This is a genomic window from Azospirillum sp. TSO5 (genome assembly GCF_003116065.1).
Taxonomy (GTDB): Bacteria; Pseudomonadota; Alphaproteobacteria; order Azospirillales; family Azospirillaceae; genus Azospirillum.
Genome location: NZ_LGQY01000046.1, coordinates 1 through 20,453, shown reverse-complemented (window position 1 = coordinate 20,453; position 20,453 = coordinate 1). Strand labels below are relative to the sequence as shown.

Genomic DNA, 20,453 nt, shown 5'->3' with positions numbered 1-20,453 from the left:
CTAGCGCTCGCACTTCGGCCAACTCGTTGAGTTCGCGCGCACCTCCCCACTTCTTGAATTCGCCAGCAGTATCAAGAATGCGGATGGGCCAGTATCCAGCCGGCACTGACACCGTTCCAGGGCCAGCCGAAGAGTCAGCGCGAGATGACCGAGAAAATGAGCGTCAGCAGCAGCCTTGCCCGGATTGATCCCGATAGCTTCCAGAGCTTGCTCATGGGTTCGGTTCCGCCACCTTGCGCGCGCGTTTGGCTTCGTACATGCGCAAGTCGGCCAGATGCAACAGGCCGGCCGGGTCTACGCCTTCGTCTGGGCAGTGTGCCGCGCCCAGGCTTCCGCGCATGGCGAAGTCAGCCCCCTCGAAACGCCAGGGACGCTCGATGTTACCGTTGATCCGATGCATTGCGGCCTGGAGATTGCTGTCGGAGGCCAGCGGAGAGAGCAGCAACGCGAATTCGTCGCCACCGATGCGGGCTACCAGATCGGTCTGGCGCACGCTGGCGCGCAAGCGGCGGGAGAACTCGACGATCATCGCGTCGCCCTGGCGGTGGCCATACTGGTCGTTGACCTGCTTCAGTTCGTCCATGTCGAGCACCAGCACTGCACAGGCACACCTATTGCGCACGCTGCTGTCCACTAGGCTGCGCAGGCGGTCCATGAAATACGACCGGTTGGCCAAGCCTGTCATGCTATCATGCGTGGCTTGGTGATAGAGGCTGTCTGCGTCGTAGCGCGTCGCAAAATACATGGCGGACGCAATCATTTCGACTACGAGTTTCAGCAGCTCGACCGTGGTCTCGGTGTAGGCCTGGGGCGAGCGCCACATGGCCTTCATGATGCCCACCGTCACTTGGCGGAAGGTCAGTGGCAACACTACCATGGAGCGCAGCCCGACGCGGCGACATGCCTCGCGATACACATGCGGATCGGTTTCCGAATCATGGCAATGCTGTAGCTGGCCCGTCCTGACGGCCAGCCCGGACATGCTGCCTTCGCGGGGAATGCGCAAGCCAAGTTGTGAATGTGCAATGCCGGAGACTGCGCGATAGACCATCTCGTCACCTTCGACCAACTCGATGGCGAGGCCATCTGCGGCGGTCAGTGCCAGGGCGTGTTCGACCACTATGGCCATCACGCCGCTCAGGTCGAGGCCCTGTCGGGTGATTTCTATCTGCATGTCAATAATGCGTCGAAGTTCATCAGCGGTAAGCACGATGCGGGGCTCTGGAACGATGCAGGCAATCCGAAAGGATTGTATCATTCTGCTGCGATGTTCCACAAATGATTCGTCAGATTTTCTGTACGAGACGCAAAAAAAATCTAACAAGTATCAATCTTGCTGGGACTAGGCGGTAAACTCATAAATCGTCTTGGCCTAGAGAGTAGTGTCGTGATTCAAGGGTTTCCCGAAGGAGCCCTTGATGACAAGCCGCCGCTACGAACTCACGGACCAGGAATGGTCGATCCTGTCGCCGCTACTGCCGAACAAGCCGCGCGGTGTGCGGCGTGTGGATGATCGCCGGGTTCTGAATGGTATTCTGTGGCGGTTCCGCACCGGATCGCCCTGGGCGGAGATACCGGAACGGTATGGTCCTTCGACGACCTGTTACAACCGTTTCGTGCGATGGCGGAAGGCCGGGGTCTGGGATCGGCTTCTGGAAGCGGTATCGGCAGCCTACGACGCCGACATCGTGATGATCGACAGCAGCTGTGTTCGCGTGCACCAGCACGCGGCCACGGGAAAAAGGGGGCTGGAGACGATGGCGGCATGGGACGTTCCCGTGGGGGCCTCACCAGCAAAATCCACGCGCTCGTCGATGCGGAAGGCCGCCCCGTCCGTCTGCGCCTGACTGCCGGGCAGGTTGCCGACTGCATCGAAGCCGACGCCCTGACGGAGGATCTTGGCGAGGGGGCCATCCTGTTGGCCGACAAAGGCTATGACAGCAATGCCATCCGCGCCAAAGCCGCCGAGCGGAAGGCTTGGGCCAACATTCCGCCCAAAACCAACCGCAAGGGCAGCTTCGTCTTCTCGTCCTGGGTCTATCGTCAGCGGAACCTTGTCGAAAGGTTCTTCAACAAGATCAAGCAGTTCAGAGGTATCGCCACCCGATACGACAAACGACCCGAAAATTTCCTGGCGGCCGTGAAGCTCGTCGCCGTCAGGCTATGGTGCCAGGGATTATGAGTCTACGGCCTAGTGTGAGGTCGTCTGGTTCTAATGCTCCTGAATGCAATACCGGGACGTCCATAAACTCCTTTGTACCTAGCCGCGTCAGACCAACACATCGCGGGAGTGAACTTGTCGAGAGCAGCAATCGGTTTTGCTTCAGAGATGGGCAGTCAGTTCCGGCACCGCGGTGAACAGGTCGGCGACGAGGCCGTAGTCGGCGACCTGGAAGATCGGCGCCTCCTCGTCCTTGTTGATGGCGACGATCACCTTGCTGTCCTTCATGCCTGCCAGATGCTGGATGGCGCCCGAGATTCCGACGGCGACATACAGGTCGGGCGCGACGATCTTGCCAGTCTGGCCGACCTGATAGTCGTTCGGCACGTATCCGGCATCGACCGCGGCCCGGCTGGCACCCACGGCGGCACCCAGCTTGTCGGCCAGAGCCTCCAGCATCGGGAAGTTGTCGCCCGACTGCATACCGCGCCCGCCGGAGATGACGATGCGGGCGGCGGTCAGCTCCGGACGCTCCGACTTGGTCAGCTCCGCCGAGACGAAGCTCGACAGGCCGGCCGCACCGGCGCCCGCGACCTGCTCGACGGCTGCCGAACCGCCTTCGGATGCTGCGGTCTCGAAGGCGGTGGTGCGGACGGTGACGACCTTCACCGGATCGGCCGACTGCACGATGGCGATGGCGTTGCCGGCGTAGATCGGCCGCTTGAAGGTGTCGGCCGACACCACGGCGGTGATGTCGGAGATGGCGGCGACGTCCAGCAAGGCGGCGACGCGCGGCAGGAGGTTCTTGCCGGCCGAGGTGGCGCCGGCCAGCACATGGCCGTAGCCGCCGCCCTTGACGGCGGACACCACCAGCGGGGCGACGTCTTCCGGCAGCTGGTGCTCGTAAGAGCCGTCGTCGGCCAGCAGCACCTTCGACACGCCGGCGACCTTGGATGCCGCCTCGGCGGCGGCCTCGGCGCCCTTGCCGGCGACCAGGATGTGGATGTCGCCGCCGATTTTGGCAGCGGCGGTGACGGCGTTCAGGGTGGCGGGCTTCAGCGAGGCGCCGTCGTGGTCGGCGATGACGAGAATGTTGGCCATGGTCTTAGTTCATCCCCCTCAGATCACGCGCGCTTCGGTCTTGAGCTTGTCGACCAGCGTGGCGACGTCCGGCACCTTGATGCCGGCCTGGCGCTTCGGCGGCTCCGTCACCTTCACCGTGGTCAGCCGCGGCGTCACGTCGACGCCGAGCCCGTCCGGAGCAACGGTCTCCAGCGGCTTCTTCTTCGCCTTCATGATGTTGGGCAGCGAGGCGTAGCGCGGCTCGTTGAGGCGCAGGTCGGCTGTCACCACCGCCGGCAGCTTCAGCTCCACCGTCTCCAAGCCGCCGTCGATCTCGCGCGTCACCGCGACCTTGCCGTCGCCGGGCACCACCTTCGAGGCGAAGGTGCCCTGGCCCCAGCCCAGCAGGGCGGCCAGCATCTGGCCGGTCTGGTTGCAGTCGTCATCGATGGCCTGCTTGCCGAGGATGACGAGGCCGGGGGCCTCCTTCTCGACCAGGGCCTTCAGCACCTTGGCGACGGCCAGCGGTTCGGTCGTCACGTCGGTCTGCACCAGGATGGCGCGGTCGGCACCCATGGCGAGAGCGGTGCGCAGGGTCTCCTGGGCCTGGGTCGGGCCGACGGAGACCACGACGATCTCGGTCGCCGTGCCGGCCTCCTTCAGACGCACCGCCTCTTCGACGGCGATCTCGTCGAAGGGGTTCATGCTCATCTTCACGTTGGCGGTCTCGACGCCGCTGCCATCCGCCTTCACGCGGATCTTCACGTTGTAGTCAACCACTCGCTTAACGGGGACGAGGATCTTCATCGGTTGCTTCCCTCAACATGTGTGCCACTCTGTTTCGCGGCTTCGCGTAGTGCGAATTTCTGGATTTTCCCCGTAGAAGTCTTCGGCAATTCGCCGATGATCACCGTCTTCGGCGCCTTGAAATGGGCGAGCCGCGCTCGGCAATGCGCGATCAGTTCGGCTTCCGTCGCCGACGTCTCCGGCCTCAGTTCCACGAAGGCACAAGGGCTCTCGCCCCATTTGGCATCCGGACGCGCCACGACCGCCGCGGCAAGCACCGCCGGATGGTGGTAGAGCGCCTCCTCGACCTCGACGGAATTGATGTTCTCGCCGCCGGAAATGATGACGTCCTTGGAGCGGTCCTTGATCTGGACATAGCCGTCCGGCTGGACCACGGCCAAATCGCCGGAATGGAACCAGCCGCCGGCGAAGGCCTCCGCCGTTGCCTCGGGATTCTTCAGATATCCCATCATCGTCATGTTGCCGCGGAACATGACCTCACCGATGGTGACGCCGTCGGGGGGAACCGGCGCCATAGTGCTCGGGTCCAGCACTGCCATGTTCTCCTGCGCGGTGTAGCGCACCCCCTGCCTTCCTTTCCGGCTGGCGAGTGTTGCCGTGTCCAGATCTTTCCAATCCGGTTGCGGGGCGCACACCGCCGCCGGCCCGTAGACCTCGGTCAGACCGTAGATCTGGGTGATGGAGAAGCCCATCCGTTCCATCGCCGCGATCACCGGAACCGGTGGCGGGGCGCCGCCGATCAGCGCCTCGACCGGGTGGCCGATCCCGGATTTCCAGGCATCGGGTGCGTTGGCCAGCATCGCGTGCACCACCGGGGCACCGCAATAATGGGTGACGCCGTGCTCGCGGATCAGGGCTAGGATCCGCTCCGGATCGACACGGCGCAGGCAGATGTTGGTGCCGGCGTTGGCGGCCATGGTCCAGGGAAAGCACCAGCCGTTGCAGTGGAACAGCGGCAGGGTCCACAGCATCACCGAATGCCGTGGCATGCCCCAGTCGATCATGTTCGACAGGGCGGCCAGATAGGCGCCGCGATGATGATAGACGACACCCTTGGGATTCCCGGTGGTGCCCGAGGTGTAATTGAGAGCGATGGCCTGCCACTCGTCCAACGGCTGCCCACCGGTAAAATTCGGGTCGTCGAGGGCGATGAACCCTTCGTAATCGACCGCGCCCATCCGTGCGCCGCGTGGACCTTGCCGATCATCGATGTCGATCACCAGCGGTGGCCGGTCGAGCAGGGCCAGCGTGTCGCGGACGGTCGCGGAAAACTCCGTGTCGGCGATCAGCACCTTGGCCTCGGCGTGCCGCAGCATGAAGGCCAGCGTGGGAGCATCGAGGCGGGTGTTCAGCGTGTTGAGCACGGCCCCGGCCATTGGGACGCCGAAATGCGCCTCGATGGTCTCGGGGGTGTTGGCGCCCATCACGGCGACGGTGTCGCCACATCCGACCCCCGCCGCCGCCAGTGCCGAAGCGAGACGGCGGCAACGTTCCGCCGTCTGCGCCCATGTGTAGCGCCGCGCCCCGTAAACCACCGCAAGGTGGTGCGGGTAGACCTCCGCCGTGCGGGCGAGCAACGACAGCGGTGTCAGCGGCGCATGGTTGGCCGCGGTCTTGCCGAGGCCGTCGGCGTGGAAGGGACTGTTGGCGGGCATGGTCCTGTCTGTTCCGTCCTGAAAGGAGGGGGCGCCACTATCAATGCCTCTACCGAAGCAGTTCGCGCGCGATGATCATCCGCTGGATTTCCGAGGTGCCCTCGACGATCTCCAGGACCTTGGCGTCGCCGAAGGCGCGGGACACCGGGTATTCGATCATGATGCCGTTGCCGCCATGGATCTGGACCGCCTGGTGCGCGGCCTCCATGGCCTTTTCCGTGGCGAACAGCTTGCCCATCGACGCCTCGCGGTCGAACCGCTCGCCCGCGTCCTTGCGCGCCGCGGCGTCGTACAGCATCAGCCGCGCGGCGTGGCCGTGCGTCGCCATGTCGGCGATCTTGAACTGCAACGCCTGGAACTCGGTCAGCGCCTTGCCGAAGGCATGGCGCTCCTTCATGTAGGCCGTCGACCGTTCCAGCGAGGCTTGCAGGATTCCCAGCCCCAGCGCGCCGATCAGGATGCGCCCAGTGCTGATCTGCGCCAGCGTCTGCTTCAGCCCCGACCCGACCTGACCCAGCAGATGGTCGGGCGTCAGCACGCACTCGTCGAAGAACAGCTCGTGCGTGGAGGAGCCGCGCCAGCCGATCTTGTGCAACTTGCGGCCGGAGGTGAAGCCCGGCGTTCCGGTGGGCACGATGAAGTTGGAGATCTCCTTGCGGCCGTCCGGACGGGTGCCGGTGACGGCGGCGATGACGATGGGGCCGGTGATGTCGGTGCCCGAATTGCTGATGAAGGTCTTCGATCCGGTGATGACCCAATTGCCGTCGCGCAATGTGGCGCGGGTCTGGATGTTCGCACTGTCGGACCCGGCGCCGGGTTCGGTCAACGCGATGCAGCCGACCTGGGTGCCCTCCAGGATCGGGCGGAGGAAGCGGTGCTTCTGCTCCTCGGTCCCGAAATTGTTCAGCAGGCTGGCGATGGTGGAATTCGCCATGATCGACACGGCGACGGCGCAATCGACCCGCGCGATCTCCTCCAGCACGATGGTGAAGCCGAGCCAGTCGCCACCGCCGCCGCCATGGGCCTCGGGGTAGGGCAGGCCGATGAAGCCGAGTTCGCCGGCCAGCTTCCAGGCGGCGTAGGGAAACTCCTCCGCTTGCCAGAGATGCTCGGCGACCGGCGCGATCTCGTTTTCCGCGAAGCGGCGGACGGCGTCGCGGATCGCCTCGTGATGGTCCTTGATGACGGAACTCATGATCCTGTCCTTTCGCGTGCCGCCGCCGTCAGGCCTGGACGTAGCTGGTCTTGACGGTGGTGAAGAATTCGCGGGCGTAGGCGCCCTGCTCGCGCGGGCCGTGGCTGGATGCCTTCCGTCCGCCGAACGGCGTGTGGTAATCGACGCCGGCGGTGGGCAGGTTGACCATCACCATGCCGACATCGGCATTGCGCTTGAAATGCGCGGCATGCTTCAGCGAGCCGGTGACGATGCCGGCGCACAGACCGAAGGGCGTGTCGTTGGCGATGGCCAGCGCGTGTTCATAGCCGTCGGCGCGCAGCACCGTGGCGACCGGTCCGAAGATCTCCTCGCGGTTGATGCGCATCTCCGGCGTGGTTTCGGTGAACAGGGCGGGCGACAGGTAATGACCGCGCTTGGCCCGCGTCAGCAGATTACCGCCGAAGGCGAGCGTCGCACCCTCGCCGGTGCCGCTTTCGATGTAGCCGAGATCCCGGGCCAATTGCCGCTCGTCCACCACCGGGCCGATGTCGGTTCCGGGAGCCAGCGCGTCGTCGACGGTCAAGCGGCTCAGCGCCTCGCCGAGGCTCTTCACGAAGCGGTCGTGGATGCCGGAGGCCACGATCAGCCGGCTGGACGCGGTGCAGCGCTGGCCGGTGGAGTAGTAGGATCCCTGCACCGCGCAGCGCACCGCGACGTCGAGGTCGGCGTCGTCCAGGATCACCAGCGGGTTCTTGCCGCCCATCTCCAACTGGACCTTGGCGAGCCGTTCGGCGGCGACCGCCGCCACCCGCTTGCCGGTGGAAACCGATCCGGTGAAGCTGATAGCGTCCACCCCGGCCGAGCGGGCGATGGCGTCGCCGACCACGGCGCCCGGACCCATCACCAGATTGAAGACACCGTCGGGGAGGCCGGCGCGCGACAGGATGTCGGCCAGTGCCCAGGCGCAGCCGGGCACCAGTTCGGCCGGCTTGAAGACGACGCAATTGCCGTAGGCCAGCGCCGGCGCGATCTTCCAGGCCGGAATCGCCAGCGGGAAGTTCCACGGGGTGATCAGGCCGACCACGCCGACCGGCTCGCGCGTGATCTCCACGCCGACACCGGGGCGGACGGAGTCCAGCAGTTCGCCCCGCCCGCGCAGCACCTCGGCGGCGAAGAAGCGGAAGATCTGGCCGGCGCGTGTCGCCTCGCCGATGCCCTCGGGCAGGGTCTTGCCCTCCTCCCGCGACAGCAGGCGGCCGAGTTCCTCGCGCCGCGCCAGGATTTCCGTGCCGACGCGATCCAGGATGTCGGAGCGCTCCTGGACGCCGACGGCGGACCAGGGCTTGAAGGCGCGCCGGGCCGCCGTGACAGCGTGTTCGACCTGCGTCGCGTCGGCGACGGCGTAGCGGCCGATCACGTCGTCGAGATCGGACGGGTTGACGTTGACCGTGGCGTCGCTGCCGGCCAGCCATTCGCCGTCGATGAAGTTCTTGTGGATGGTGGTCGTGCTGGTCATCGCAATCACCCGGCCGGATAGGAATCGTTGAGCATGCCCAGATAGTCGTCGGCCGTGGCCGTCCGTGGGTTGGTGGCGTGGCAATGGTCCTTCAGCGCCTTTTCAGCGATCTCCGGCAGTTGCGCCCGCTCCAGCCCCAGCGCCTCCAGCCCGGAGGGCAGACCCAGGCGGCGGTTGAGATCCGCGATGAAGGCGGCAGGATCGCCGTCCTGCGGCAGTCCCATCGCCTCGCACAGCGTTGCCCATTTCGCCGCGACCGCCGGCTTGTTGAAGCGCAGCACCGCGGGCAGCAGAATGGCGTTCAAGGTGCCGTGATGCAGGCGCAGCGGCACGGCACCCAGCGGATGCGACAGGGCGTGCACCGCGCCGAGACCCTTCTGGAACGCCATCGCGCCTTCCATCGCCGCCATCATCATGTTCCAGCGCGCCTCGCGGTCGGTCCCGTCGGCGGTCGCCCGCTCGATGTGACGGACACCGCGCCGCAGGCCGTCCAGGGCGATGGCTTCGGCCGGCGGGTTGACCGCGGGGGCGAGGAAGGTCTCGATGCAATGGGCGATGGCGTCCATGCCGGTCGCCGCCGTCAGCAGCGGCGGCAGGCTGAGCGTCAGCTCCGGATCGCAGATCGCCACCTTGGGCAGCAGATGAGGGCTGAGCAGGCCCAGCTTGCGGCCGTCGCGCATGACGATGACGCTGCCGCGCCCGACCTCGCTGCCGGTGCCGGCCGTGGTCGGGATGGCGACCAGCGGAGCCACCTGGGCGGTGATGCGGGCGGCGCCGCCCTCCACCGCCGCGTATTGCTGCAACGGGGCCGGGTGGGTCGCCAGCAGCGCCACCGCCTTCGCCAGATCGATCGCCGACCCGCCGCCGACCGCGACGATGCCGTCGCAACCGCGGTCGCGGTACAGGTCCGTGGCGGCGACGACGGCGTCCTCGGTCGGGTTGGGCGGCGTGTCGTCATAGACGACGGTGCCTTCGGTGCCGCCCATGGCGTCGAGCACGCGCTGGAGCAGCCCCGCCGCGCCGACGCCCTTGTCGGTGGCCAGGAAGGGGCGGCGGATGCCGAGCCGGCGCAATTCGGCCGGCAGCGTGCCGAGCGCCCCGTAATCGAACTGGATCGTCGTCAGATAACTGATGGTCGCCATGGTTTTTCCTCGGATTTCTTCGTGAGCGCGTCAGTCGCGGAACAGCCGGTCCGCCATGCGCGGCAGAGGGTCGAGAACGCGGTGCGGCGGGCAGTCCATCAGGTCGATGACCTGGGTCTTCGCGTCGATGCCGGGCGCCACCTCGGTGAGCACCAGACCGTCCGGTTCCACCGCGAAGACCGCCCGTTCGGTGACGATCTTCGCTTTCTGCCCGCGCTCCGCCACGTTGCGCAGCAACGGATAGGTGATCTCGTCCACCCGCTCGACGAACTTGCGGACCTTGCCCTCGCGCTGGATGGTCAACCGTCCGTCGCCGACATCCACCCCCAGCCCGGCGGTGGTGAAGGTGCCGGTGAAGACAAGCTCGCGGGCGTTGTAGGCGATGTCGATGAAGCCGCCGGGGCCGGGGTTGGCGGCGCCGAAGCGGCTGACGTTGACGTTGCCGGCCCGGTCGAACTGGGCGAAGGCCAGCGCCGCCGCCTCGCAGTTGCCGCCGTCGATGAAGTCGAACTGCGACGGACCGTCGATCAGCGCCTCGGGGTACATGTTGGCGGAGAACTGCCAGCCGCTCATGACCACGCCGCCGAAGGGGCCGTGCTCGGTGGTGAAGTTGTAGCGCAGCAGGCCGTCGTCGGCGAAGGCGCCATCCTCCATCATCACCGTCGGCACGTCGGACGAGGCGCCGAAGCCGAAGATGGTGACCACGCCCGGCCGCACTTCCGCCGCCGCGCGCCGCGCGATGACCTTGTCGGCGCCCTGCGGCAGCCGCTCGGTCGTCCGCCCGTCGAAGATCTGGCGGCCGAGGTAGCGGTCGTCGTAGCGGATGCCGGTGGTCATCATCGGTTCGGGCGCGACCACGACATGATCGACCAGTTCGCCCGGCACGCGCACCTCATGGACGGAGCGCGAGCGGCGGGGCACCAGCTTGCGGACCTGTGCGATCACGGTGCCGCCCGACGCCTTCACCGCCAGCGCCAGGGCCAGGGCCGAAGAGGTGATCGGCTCGTCCTCGAAGCTGAGGTTGCCGTGCTCGTCGGCGCTGGTCGCGCGGATGAAGCCGACGTTCAGCGGCCAGGTCGGGTAATGCAGGTACTCGCGGCCGTCGATGCTGTGCAGCCGGACCAGATCCTCCCGCGCCCGCTCGGTGTATTTGCCGCCCTGCTGGCGCGGGTCGATGTAGGAGCCGATGCCGATGGGCGTCAGATAGCCGGGGCCGCGCCGCGCGACCTCGCGCAGCCAATGCATGGTGGCGCCGATGGGCCAGCAATAGGCCTCGACCCGGTTCTCGCGGATCAGGCGCATCATCTCGGGCCGCTTGCCGGTCGCCGGGTCCAGCGCGTTCAGGTAGTTGCCCGACACCACGCGCTTCATCAGCCCTTCGATGGCGACATGGTCCATCCCCTTGATCCCCAGCGCGTCACCGACGCTGACCGGGAAGAAGAAGGTGAGGTCGCGCGGGCTGCCGGTGTCGCGGAACCGCTGGGCCAGCGCGCCGAGCAGGGCGTCCGGGGTCAGCCAGCCGATCACGCCGACGCTGGCCACGGTCTGGCCGGGCTGGATGAGCGCGACCGCCTCTTGCGCGGTGCAGACCTTGCTCATCGCGGCGTCACTCCTGGAAATGGATGATGTGGGTGCAGACGCAGACCGTCTCGCCGCGCTGGTTGGTCAGCGTCGCGTCGGCCCACAGCCGCTTCTTCGCGTCGTCGGCGCGCACGATGCGGTAATGGACGGTCAGAGTGTCGCCGATGCGGACCGGCTTGGTGAAGCGGACGCGGTCGTAGCCGTAGGACACCGCCGGGCGACCGGCCCAATCGAGGTACTTGGTGACGGCGCCGGACACATAGCCGACCATCATCGACCCCTGGGCGACGCGGCCGCCCAACCCGACGCGGCGGGCGTATTCCTCGTCGCAATGATTTGGATGGTTGTCGCCGCTGATGCCGGCGAAAGCGTAGATGTCGTATTCGCCGATGGTGCGCGTGTAGCTGGTCTCGGTGCCGATCAGCGTGGAAACCGGGCCGCGATGGTTGATGCGGGGCGCCGGATACTGGTGTTCGGACATGGGAATTCCTCCGGGAAAACGGGGGGCGTGTGTGGTCGTCAGAGCCGCTCGGGCGCGAGGTCTCCCTCCAGCGCCAGCAGGGCTTCGAACAGGAAGTAGTCGCCCCAGATCAGTTCGTGGGCGGTGGCGGTGCCGTTCCGCTTGTTGAAGCAGCCTTCGGTCAGGATGCCGGGTTGGCGCGCGTCGCCGGGGGCGGTCGGCGTCAGATAGCCGTTCACCAGCGCATCCACGGACTTGCGCGCCGCCGCCTCGTAGCGCTCGCGGTGTTCGGGGATCAACGCCGCCAGCTTCAGCAGGGCGGCGGCGCCGATGGCGGTGGCCGAGCTGTCGCGCTCGGTGGCCGGGATCGCCGGATCGTCGAAATCCCAGAAGGCGACGCCGTCGGCCGGAATGTTGGCGAGCCACCAGTCGGCGACGCGGACGGCGTCGGCACGGAACTCCGTCTCGCCCCGCGCCAATGCCTGGGCCAGCCCGATCATCGCCCAGCCCTGCGCGCGGCCCCAGGTGCTGTTCTCATGGATGCCCTTGTGGGTGTAGCGGCGCAGCAGGGCGCCGGTTTCGGGGTCGAAGCTGGCCGACTGGCAGACCGACCCGTCGTCGCGTACGCACAGGGCGACATGCTGGCGCAGATGGTCGCGGGCGACGGCCGCCGCGTCGCCGCCCCGGGACAGCAGCAGCGCGATGGTTCCCGGCAGGGCGTCGATGTTGGCCTCGTTGGCGCCGACGTCGAAGGCCTCCTCCGCCTCGGTGCCGAGCGGGATCAGCCGGGCGCGCGGGTTGTACATCCGCATCAGCCCGGCGGTGCCGGCGGCGGCGAGGTCGCGGGCCACCGGATCGGCGAGCAGGGCGTCGCCGATGCCGGCGCCGTACCAGAACAGGAACCCCTTGAAGACGGAGTTGGAGTCCGCGCGGACACGCAGCCGCGAGGCCCAGTCGCGGGCATGGTCGCGGTAGGCCGCGTCGCCGGTGCGCAGCGCGGCAAGCCACAGCATGCCGCACCAGAAGCCACCGGTCCAATCACCGGCCGGACTGCGCACCCACACGCCGTTGGCTGGATCGGCGTAATGGGGAAAGCCCGAGCCGGGCTGTGCCAGGGTGGAGTCGACGCGCGCCAGCACGCGCGCGATGGCGTTGGTCCGATCAATCATGATGCGTTTCCTCTTGGCGGTTCGGTCGCGCAGACCGTTTCGGTCGCCGATTGTCCGCATTGCCCTCTGTGATGTGGGCGATGATAAGGATTGCCGAAATCAACCGTCCAATATATTATAAAGACGTTATTTATACCGGAAAGATATAAGTATGGATCTGCGCCATCTCCGTTACTTCGTCGCGGTCGCGGAAGAGCTGAGCTTCACGCGGGCGGCCGAGCGGCTGCACATCGCCCAACCGCCGCTCAGCCAACAGATCCGCCAGCTTGAGGACGAACTCGGCGTGTCCCTGCTGTACCGGACGCGCCGCCATGTCGAACTGACCGACAGCGGGCGCATCTATCTGGAACTGGCCCGGCAGATTCTGCGGTCGGTCGAAGCGGCGGCGATTCAGGCCCAGCGCGCCCAGCGTGGCGAGATCGGGCAGTTGGCGGTCGGATTCTTCGAGCACACCTCCTACACCGTGCTGCCGCCGATCCTGCGCGCCTATCGCCAACGCTATCCGATGGTCGATGTGCAATTGCGCTGGTTTCCGGTCGTCGATCAGGTCGACGCCCTGTTGCGTGGCGATATCGACGTCTCGTTCCTGCGGCCGGTCTTCAATTCCGAAGACATCACGAGCGACTCCCTGCTCAAGGAGCCCTTCGTGCTCGCCGTTCCGTCGGACCATCCTTTCGCGGCGTTGGAGACTGTACCGTTCGTCGACTGTGCTTCGGAAAGCTTCATCATCTACAGCCAGAAATCGGCCCCGGATTTCCATGGCATGATCGCGGGCATGTGCGCCGCGGCCGGCTTCGTCCCCAAGGTCGCTGCGGAGGTGGCGCAGGTCTACACCGCGCTCGGGCTGGTCAGCTCGGGCGCCGGGATCGCGTTCGTGCCGTCCGCCGTGCGCCGGGTGCATTTCGAGCAGGTCGTCTACAAGACCCTGTCGGGCGACGACGCCCGGATCGAGGTGCTGTTGGGATGGACGCAACGCACGCCGTCGCCCTTGTTGAAGGCGTTCATCGATACGGCGAAAACGGTCGTGCGCGGCATGAGCGAGCCGACGCCGCGCGCCGCTGGATGAGATGGAACAAAGAAAGCCCGCCAAGCCGTCGGGCTTGGCGGGCGTAAGGCGATGTGACGTCGGGTTTTACTTCTTGACCAGCGGACAGCCGCCGTCTTCCAGCGGACGGAAGGCCTCCTCGGCGGGGATCGTGGCGCGCAGCTTGTAGAAGTCGCCCGGCTTCTTGGATTCGGACGGCTTCTTGACCTCGAACAGATAGAGCGGGTGGATCTTGCGGCCGTCGGCGCGGATGGTGCCCTTGCCGAACAGCGGATCGTCGGTCGGCGTGGCCTTCATCGCCGCGACCACCTTGGCGCCGTCGCCATCCTCCTTCTGCGTCGCCACCGTCTTCAGATAATGGGTCACCGCCGAATAGACGCCGGCCTGGGCGCTGGTTGGGAAGGCTCCCCGGTTGGCGGCGGTGAAGGCCTGGGCGAATTTGCGGTTCTCGTCGGTCATGTCCCAGTACCAGGCTTCGGTCAGGATCAGGCCCTGCGCGGCATTCAGTCCCAACGCCTGCACATCGCTCATGAACACCAGCAGGCCGGCGAGATTCTGACCGCCCTGGGTGATGCCGAACTCCGCGGCCTGCTTGATGGCGTTGATGGTGTCGCCGCCGGCGTTGGCCAGGCCGATGATCTTGGCCCTTGATGCCTGTGCCTGGAGCAGGAAGGAGGAGAAATCGGTGCCGGGGAAGGGGTGCCGGATCCTGCCCAGGACCTTGCCGCCGTTCTTGAGGACGACGGCCTCGGTGTCCCGTTCCAGTGCATGACCGAAGGCGTAGTCGGCGGTCAGGAAGTACCAGCTGTCGCCGCCGGTCTTCACCACCGCCTTGCCGGTGGCATTGGCCAGGGCCCAGGTGTCGTAGGTCCAATGGATCGAGTTGGGGGTGCAGGCGGCGCCCGTCAGGTCGGCGGTTCCGCCGCCGGAGACGATCATCACCTTGTTCTTTTCCTGGACCACCTGATTGACCGCGAGGATCACCGAGGAGGTCGGCACGTCGACGATCATGTCGACCTTGTCGACGTCGATCCATTTGCGGGCGATGCTCGACCCGATGTCGGGCTTGTTCTGGTGGTCGGCGGCCACGACCTCGACCTTCAGCCCATGTTTTTCAGGCTGGAAGTCCTCGACGGCCTTCCTGGCCGCCCAGATCGATCCCGGTCCGGACAGCCCGGCGTAGATCCCGGACTGGTCATTCAGCACGCCGATGCGGACGACGCCATCGGTGATCTCGGCGTGCGCCGTGCCAAGGCTCAGCAGAGCGCCGACGCACAGGCCGATGGAACTTCCCTTCAACATGGCTTCCTCCCCTCTTGGATGTGTTTGTGGATGGCGCGCGGAGCGCCTCATCAGCCGTCCGCGGATCCGGAGCGTGCATCGCCCAGGACGCGGCGGCGCAGATCGTTCAACTCTCCGGCGATGCCGCGCCGGAAGGTCAGGACGCACAGGATGAAGATCACCCCGATGATGATGGTGACGAAGGAACCGACCTTGTCGGCCAGCTCGTTCTGAAGCACGACGACGACGGCGGCTCCCAGCATCGGGCCGATCACGGTGCCGACGCCGCCCAGCAGCGTCATCAGCACCACCTCGCCCGACACATGCCAATGGACGTCGGCCAGCGTGGCGAACTTGAACACCAGCACCTTGGTGGCGCCGGCCAGCCCAGCCAGCCCGGCCGACAGCACGAAGGCGAGCAGTTTGTAACGCGCGACGTCGTAGCCGAGCGAGGTCACCCGCGCTTCGTTCTCGCGGATCGCCTTCAGGATCTCGCCGAACGGCGAGTGGATGGCCCGGTGGATCACCCACAGCCCGAAGACGACGATGGTCAGAACCACGTAATAGAGCGTGGTGTCGTCGGAAAGGTCGATCAGGCCGAACAGGCTGCCGCGCGGCACGCCCTGCAGGCCGTCCTCGCCGCCGGTGAATGGCGCCTTCAAGAAGACGAAGAACATCATCTGGGCGAGCGCCAGCGTCACCATGGCGAAATAGATGCCGTGGCGGCGGGTGGCGATCAGACCGAACACGGCGCCCAGCAGCGCGGCGGCCCCGGCGCCGAGCGCGAGGCTGGGCAGGGTCGGCAACTCCCAGACCTTCAGCGCGTGGGCGGTCACATAGGCCGCCGTGCCCAGGAAGGCGGCGTGGCCGAATGACAACAGCCCGGTGTAGCCGAGCAGAAGATTGAACGAGCAGGCGAACAGACCGAAGCACAGGACGGTCATGCCCAGCACCGGGTATGTCACGAACGGTGCCGCCATCGCCAGGGCGAGAAGGGCGAGAATGCGGACTCGGTTGACGGTGAACCGGTCAAAGGTGACGGGAGTGTCGGTCATCGGTTTCATCTTTCCTTGCCGAACAGTCCGGCCGGCCTTAGGAGCAGCACGATCGCCATGATGATGAAGACCATGGTCGAGGAGATTTCCGGGTAGAACACCTTGGGGATGGCTTCGACGACCCCGAGCATCAGGCCGGTCGCGATCGAGCCGACGATCGATCCCATGCCGCCGATGACGACCACGGCGAACACGACGATGATCATGTTGGAGCCCATCAGCGGACTGACCTGGAGCACCGGAGCAGCCAATACGCCGGCGAAGCCGGCCAGCCCGACACCAAGCCCATAGATCAGCATCACCATGATGGGGACGTTGATTCCGAAGGCTTGCGTCAGCTTGGGATTCTCGGTCGCGGCGCGCAGATAGGATCCCAGGCGGGTCTTCTCGATGACGAACCAGGTCCCGACGCACACGGTCAGCGACGCGGCGATCACCCAGGCCCGGTATTTCGGCAGGAACATGAAGCCCAGATTGAAGCCGCCGGTCAGGCCCTCCGGCACGTCGAAGGGCTGGCCGGCGACGCCGAACCAGTGCCGGAACATGCCCTCGATCACCAGGGCGATGCCGAAGGTCAGCAGCAGCCCGTAGAGATGGTCGAGTTTGTAGATCCACTGCAGCAGGGTGCGTTCGACGGCGATGCCGATCAGCGCCACCGCCAGGGGTACCAGGATCAGGGACCACCAATAGCTGATTCCCCAGTAATACAGCCCCATCCACGCCAGGAAGGCACCGATCATGTAGAAGGCGCCATGAGCGAAGTTGATGATGTTGAGCATCCCGAAGATCACCGAGAGCCCGATGCTGAGCATCGCGTAAAAGGATCCGTTCACCAGGCCGAGGACCAGTTGCCCCATGAGCGCCTGGATGGGAAAACCGAAGATCTCGGTCATTCTCCAAACCTTCCGAATTATGTGGTCGCGGCGCCTTCCAGGGGCGCCGTTGGGGGCGCCGTTTGGGGGCGCTTTCGGGGGCGTCGCAAAGGAGCGCCGGTGCGGTCAGACGCCGAGATAGTCGCGCAGCAACCCCATCTTCGACGGCAGGTCGCGTCGTTCGATTTCCGTGGCCACCCGACCATGCTCCACGACGTACATCCGGTCGGCCAGCGGCGCGGCGAAGCGGAAATTCTGCTCGACCAGCAGGATCGTATAGCCCTTGGCCTTCAGATCGCGGATGATCTCGCCAAGCTTTTCGACGATGACCGGCGCCAGCCCTTCGGATATTTCGTCGAGCAGCAGCAGGCGGGCGCCGGTGCGCAGGATGCGGGCCATCGCCAGCATCTGCTGCTCGCCGCCGGACAGGCGGGTCCCCTGGCTGTGGCGCCGTTCCTTCAGGTTCGGGAACATGGCGTAGATTTCCTCCACGCTCATGCCGCCGCTGGCGACCTTGGGCAGGAGAAGCAGGTTCTCCTCGCAGGACAGGCTGGAATAGATGCCACGCTCCTCCGGGCAATAGCCGACACCCAGCCGCGCGATGCGGTGCGGCGGCAACCGGATGACATCCTTTCCATCGAGCATGATCGACCCTGACCGTCGCCCGGTGAGTCCCAGGATGGCGCGCATTGTCGTGGTGCGCCCGGCGCCGTTGCGGCCCAGCAGCGACACGCATTCGCCTTGGTTGACGACGAAGTCCATGCCGTGCAGCACGTGCGATTCGCCGTAGAACGCGTGCAGATCGGTGACGCGCAGATATTCGACGGGCGTATGCTCGATCCGACGGCTCATCACAGTGCCTCCACCAGTTCGTCGTTGGCGGCGGACCCCATGTAGGCCTCGATGACGCGCGGGTCGTCCGACACCTCGGCGTAGGAGCCCTCGGCGAGGACGGCTCCGCGGGCGAGCACGGTGATGGCGTCGCTGATGCCGGCGACGACCTTCATGTTGTGCTCGACCATCAGGATGGTGCGGTTGGCCGACACCCGCTTGATCAGGTCCATGACGCGGTCGACGTCCTCGTGCCCCATGCCCTGGGTCGGTTCGTCGAGCAGCATCACCTCGGGGTCGAGCGCCAGGGTGGTGGCGATTTCCAGCGCCCGTTTCCGGCCATAGGGCATTTCCACGGCGGCCATGCCGGAAAAACTTTTCAGCCCGACAAGGTCCAGAATCTCCGCTGCCCGGTCGTTCAGGCCATCAAGTGACCGGTTCGACTTCCAAAAATGGAGGGAGGTCCCGAGACCGCGCTGCATGGCCACGCGGACATTCTGAAGGGCCGTCAGATGCGGAAACACCGCCGAGATTTGAAAGGAGCGCACGATGCCCCGGCGCGCGACCTGTGCCGGCTTTTCGCCGGTGATGTCGGTCCCGTTGAACAGAATCCGGCCACGGGTCGGTTCCAGAAACTTGGTGAGCAGATTGAAGCAGGTCGTCTTGCCTGCGCCGTTGGGTCCGATCAGCGCGTGGATGTGTCCGCGCTGGACCTTGAGATCGACGCAGTTGACGGCCGTAAAGCCCTTGAATTCCTTGGTCATGCCATAGGTCTGAAGGACGAAATCGTCCATGGCGCTTCCTCTTTCCGTCCCGATTTGTCTTTCCTAGCGCAAGAAGGCGCATGTAACGCGGTAACCGTGACCATTGGTTCACAGTGACCGCGCGAGAATCGCCAGCATCCACTGGATGAGAATTGCTGGCGGACGGGATTGTTGGTACGGAAAGACTGTAGGGCAGAGGATAGGGCGCCACAAATATATTATTAGTATTTTATTTATATCGGCTTCATATAAGGCATCGTCCATCGACACCGAATCGAGCCCAGCCGCGCGGATGGCCGCACGGTCCGGGCATCGGTCGCTGTTTCCTGAGTTCGGGGCTTGGTTCAGGCGGCACGGCCGCTGAGATATACGGCTTCATGTCGTCGTTGTGGGCTAGACGTTGGGCGTCGGCGGATGGAGGGGGTGGCCGTTATCGCCGAACGGATTGGTGGCTTGATCGCGCTGATTCGGAGCGTTGCTAGGGTCCGGACTCATAACCAGTAGGCGACGGTTGCCACGATGTGGACGGCGGCCATGTAGTTGGTGGCGGACCGGTCGTAACGGGTGGCGATGCGCCGGAAATCCTTGAGGCGTCCGAACATGCGCTCGATGACGTTGCGGTTCCGGTAGAGGTAGGGAGAGAAGCAGTTTTTCCAGCGCTTGTTGGCGCGTGGCGGAATGTTGGGCGCGGCCCCGGCCTCTTCGATCTTCCGGCGAACAGCGGCACTGTCGTAGCCCTTGTCGCCGTGCAGGAGGTCGGTGGCAGGCATCCGATCAAGCAGACGGTCGGCGGCGGTGCAGTCGGCGACCTGACCGCCGGTCAGCAGGAAGGCGAGCGGCCGACCGCGCGGATCGCTCAGGGCGTGGATTTTGGTAGTTCGCCCGCCACGGGACCGGCCGATGGCCTGGGCACGCTCCCCCCTTTGCCGCCGCTTGCCGAACGATGGGCACGGACCGCCGTGGAGTCGATCATCACCTGGGCCGGTGGGCCACCCGCCGCCGCCAAGGCATGGAAGATGTCCTCCCACACGCCCTTGGCCGCCCAGCGTACGAAGCGGTTGTAGAGCGTCTTGCGGGGGCCGTAGACCGGTGGAGCATCCGCCCAGCGCCCGCCCGACTTCAGCACATGGACGATCCCGCTGATCACACGGCGATCATCCACGCGCGGCTTGCCTCGGGTGTCGCGCGGAAGGTGCGGCTCAAGCCGCCCAAACTGCTCCACCGTCAACCAGAACTGACCGTCGCTCATCACAAAGCCCCTTTCCAGGGCGTTGAATCATAACGGTGCCCTGCAGGAAAGGCTCTTTATGGGTCCGGACCCTAGTTCGACCAACCTGCTGGGACTGACGTACCCGGCATCCGGGCGGTCTACAGCGTCGGATGTTTCATATTAAACGCACGACGCTGTAGTTCCCGCAAGGCGGCATGGGCAGGTTCCGGGATATCCTGGTCATCCAGTCCGGTGATCAGCGCTGAAGCCTTTCGCCGTCCCTGGGCGGCAACGATGCCGAACTCAGCCAGATGTCCGCGAAAGCCGTTGATCCGCATGGTCCGCTGACGCACAAGCAGATCGCATGTCCGGTGCGGCATCAAAACCGCCTGCTGCTCCACACCCTTGACCGGAACGAAGGCCATGTGCGGCCGTGTCACGGCTTCGGCGATGGCGGCGGGATCGGTCGCGTCGTTCTTCTCGCCGTGCGCCACATAGGGATTGACCCGAGCCGGCGGGATCAGGCGGACACGATGGCCGAACGCCAGGATCCGCCGTGCCCAATGATCCGCCGCGCCGCAGGCCTCCATGCCGACCAGGCAGGGAGGGGTCACTACACGAAAGTGACCAGATTGTCCGGGATATAGGAACGAACCAGAAACTCAAGCTCGGGAAAGTGGAGTAAC

17 protein-coding genes and 2 pseudogenes are annotated in these 20,453 nt (G+C 65.7%); 2 read left to right on the top strand and 17 right to left on the bottom strand.

Annotated features, from left to right (window positions below; genetic code table 11):
* Positions 1-211 precede the first annotated feature (211 nt).
* A complete protein-coding gene (locus tag TSO5_RS13855) occupies positions 212-1,258 on the bottom strand; it encodes a sensor domain-containing diguanylate cyclase (RefSeq protein ID WP_098736673.1) in 1,047 nt (348 codons plus the stop codon).
* Positions 1,259-1,418: 160 nt separating this feature from the next.
* Between TSO5_RS13855 and TSO5_RS13850 the strand changes: the two genes are divergently transcribed.
* Positions 1,419-2,182, top strand: a protein-coding gene (locus TSO5_RS13850; protein ID WP_109152133.1) for an IS5 family transposase whose coding sequence is annotated in 2 segments (ribosomal slippage) — positions 1,419-1,749 and positions 1,749-2,182 — 765 coding nt in all. Because the reading frame shifts where the segments join, the coding sequence is not laid out codon by codon here.
* Between the two features lie 141 nt (positions 2,183-2,323).
* On the opposite strand, the gene TSO5_RS13845 is transcribed toward TSO5_RS13850, so the two are convergent.
* The 9 genes from TSO5_RS13845 to TSO5_RS13805 are packed head-to-tail and all read right to left on the bottom strand — an operon-like array spanning position 2,324 to position 12,709.
* Positions 2,324-3,262 (bottom strand): FAD-binding protein, encoded by a 939-nt coding sequence (locus tag TSO5_RS13845; protein WP_109152132.1) that lies wholly within the window; start codon positions 3,260-3,262, stop codon positions 2,324-2,326.
* Positions 3,263-3,280: 18 nt separating this feature from the next.
* Positions 3,281-4,030, bottom strand: a complete 750-nt coding sequence (locus TSO5_RS13840) for an electron transfer flavoprotein subunit beta/FixA family protein (protein WP_098735538.1) — start codon at positions 4,028-4,030, stop codon at positions 3,281-3,283.
* Entirely contained in the window at positions 4,027-5,685 is a 1,659-nt protein-coding gene (locus TSO5_RS13835; protein WP_109152131.1) for an acyl-CoA synthetase, read from the bottom strand. The genes TSO5_RS13840 and TSO5_RS13835 overlap by 4 nt, the downstream gene beginning before the upstream one ends.
* 49 nt (positions 5,686-5,734) lie before the next feature.
* Complete coding sequence (locus tag TSO5_RS13830) at positions 5,735-6,880, bottom strand: acyl-CoA dehydrogenase family protein (RefSeq protein ID WP_098735540.1); 1,146 nt, start codon at positions 6,878-6,880, stop codon at positions 5,735-5,737.
* 28 nt (positions 6,881-6,908) lie between these two features.
* Positions 6,909-8,357, bottom strand: coding sequence for an aldehyde dehydrogenase family protein (locus TSO5_RS13825; RefSeq protein WP_098735541.1), 1,449 nt, complete (start codon positions 8,355-8,357; stop codon positions 6,909-6,911).
* A 5-nt stretch (positions 8,358-8,362) separates the two neighbouring features.
* Positions 8,363-9,499 carry an iron-containing alcohol dehydrogenase gene (locus tag TSO5_RS13820; RefSeq protein ID WP_098735542.1) on the bottom strand — a complete coding sequence of 379 codons (1,137 nt, stop codon included), beginning with the start codon at positions 9,497-9,499 and terminating at the stop codon, positions 8,363-8,365.
* Between the two features lie 30 nt (positions 9,500-9,529).
* Positions 9,530-11,098, bottom strand: coding sequence for a malonate decarboxylase subunit alpha (locus TSO5_RS13815; RefSeq protein WP_109152130.1), 1,569 nt, complete (start codon positions 11,096-11,098; stop codon positions 9,530-9,532).
* A 7-nt stretch (positions 11,099-11,105) separates the two neighbouring features.
* Entirely contained in the window at positions 11,106-11,561 is a 456-nt protein-coding gene (locus tag TSO5_RS13810; RefSeq protein WP_098735544.1) for a MaoC/PaaZ C-terminal domain-containing protein, read from the bottom strand.
* Between the two features lie 38 nt (positions 11,562-11,599).
* Positions 11,600-12,709 (bottom strand): glycoside hydrolase family 88 protein, encoded by a 1,110-nt coding sequence (locus TSO5_RS13805; protein WP_109152129.1) that lies wholly within the window; start codon positions 12,707-12,709, stop codon positions 11,600-11,602.
* A 151-nt stretch (positions 12,710-12,860) separates the two neighbouring features.
* Here TSO5_RS13805 and TSO5_RS13800 point away from each other — a divergent pair, with 151 nt between their 5' ends.
* Positions 12,861-13,775 (top strand): LysR family transcriptional regulator, encoded by a 915-nt coding sequence (locus TSO5_RS13800; RefSeq protein ID WP_098735546.1) that lies wholly within the window; start codon positions 12,861-12,863, stop codon positions 13,773-13,775.
* A 66-nt stretch (positions 13,776-13,841) separates the two neighbouring features.
* Here TSO5_RS13800 and TSO5_RS13795 read toward each other — a convergent pair whose 3' ends face one another.
* From TSO5_RS13795 to TSO5_RS13765, 7 genes and pseudogenes are all read right to left on the bottom strand, one after another.
* Entirely contained in the window at positions 13,842-15,056 is a 1,215-nt protein-coding gene (locus TSO5_RS13795) for an ABC transporter substrate-binding protein (RefSeq protein ID WP_098735547.1), read from the bottom strand.
* 50 nt (positions 15,057-15,106) lie between these two features.
* On the bottom strand, positions 15,107-16,090 hold the full coding sequence (locus TSO5_RS13790; RefSeq protein WP_199230893.1) for a branched-chain amino acid ABC transporter permease: 984 nt from the start codon (positions 16,088-16,090) through the stop codon (positions 15,107-15,109).
* Positions 16,091-16,095: 5 nt separating this feature from the next.
* On the bottom strand, positions 16,096-16,983 hold the full coding sequence (locus TSO5_RS13785) for a branched-chain amino acid ABC transporter permease (RefSeq protein ID WP_098735549.1): 888 nt from the start codon (positions 16,981-16,983) through the stop codon (positions 16,096-16,098).
* Between the two features lie 105 nt (positions 16,984-17,088).
* Positions 17,089-17,814, bottom strand: coding sequence for an ABC transporter ATP-binding protein (locus TSO5_RS13780; RefSeq protein ID WP_098735550.1), 726 nt, complete (start codon positions 17,812-17,814; stop codon positions 17,089-17,091).
* Positions 17,814-18,587 carry an ABC transporter ATP-binding protein gene (locus TSO5_RS13775; RefSeq protein WP_098735551.1) on the bottom strand — a complete coding sequence of 258 codons (774 nt, stop codon included), beginning with the start codon at positions 18,585-18,587 and terminating at the stop codon, positions 17,814-17,816. The genes TSO5_RS13780 and TSO5_RS13775 overlap by 1 nt, the downstream gene beginning before the upstream one ends.
* Positions 18,588-19,048: 461 nt before the next feature.
* Positions 19,049-19,806, bottom strand: a pseudogene (locus tag TSO5_RS13770) (IS5 family transposase).
* 239 nt (positions 19,807-20,045) lie between these two features.
* Positions 20,046-20,375 (bottom strand): annotated as a pseudogene (locus tag TSO5_RS13765) (IS110 family transposase); the annotation flags it as partial.
* Positions 20,376-20,453: the final 78 nt, after the last annotated feature.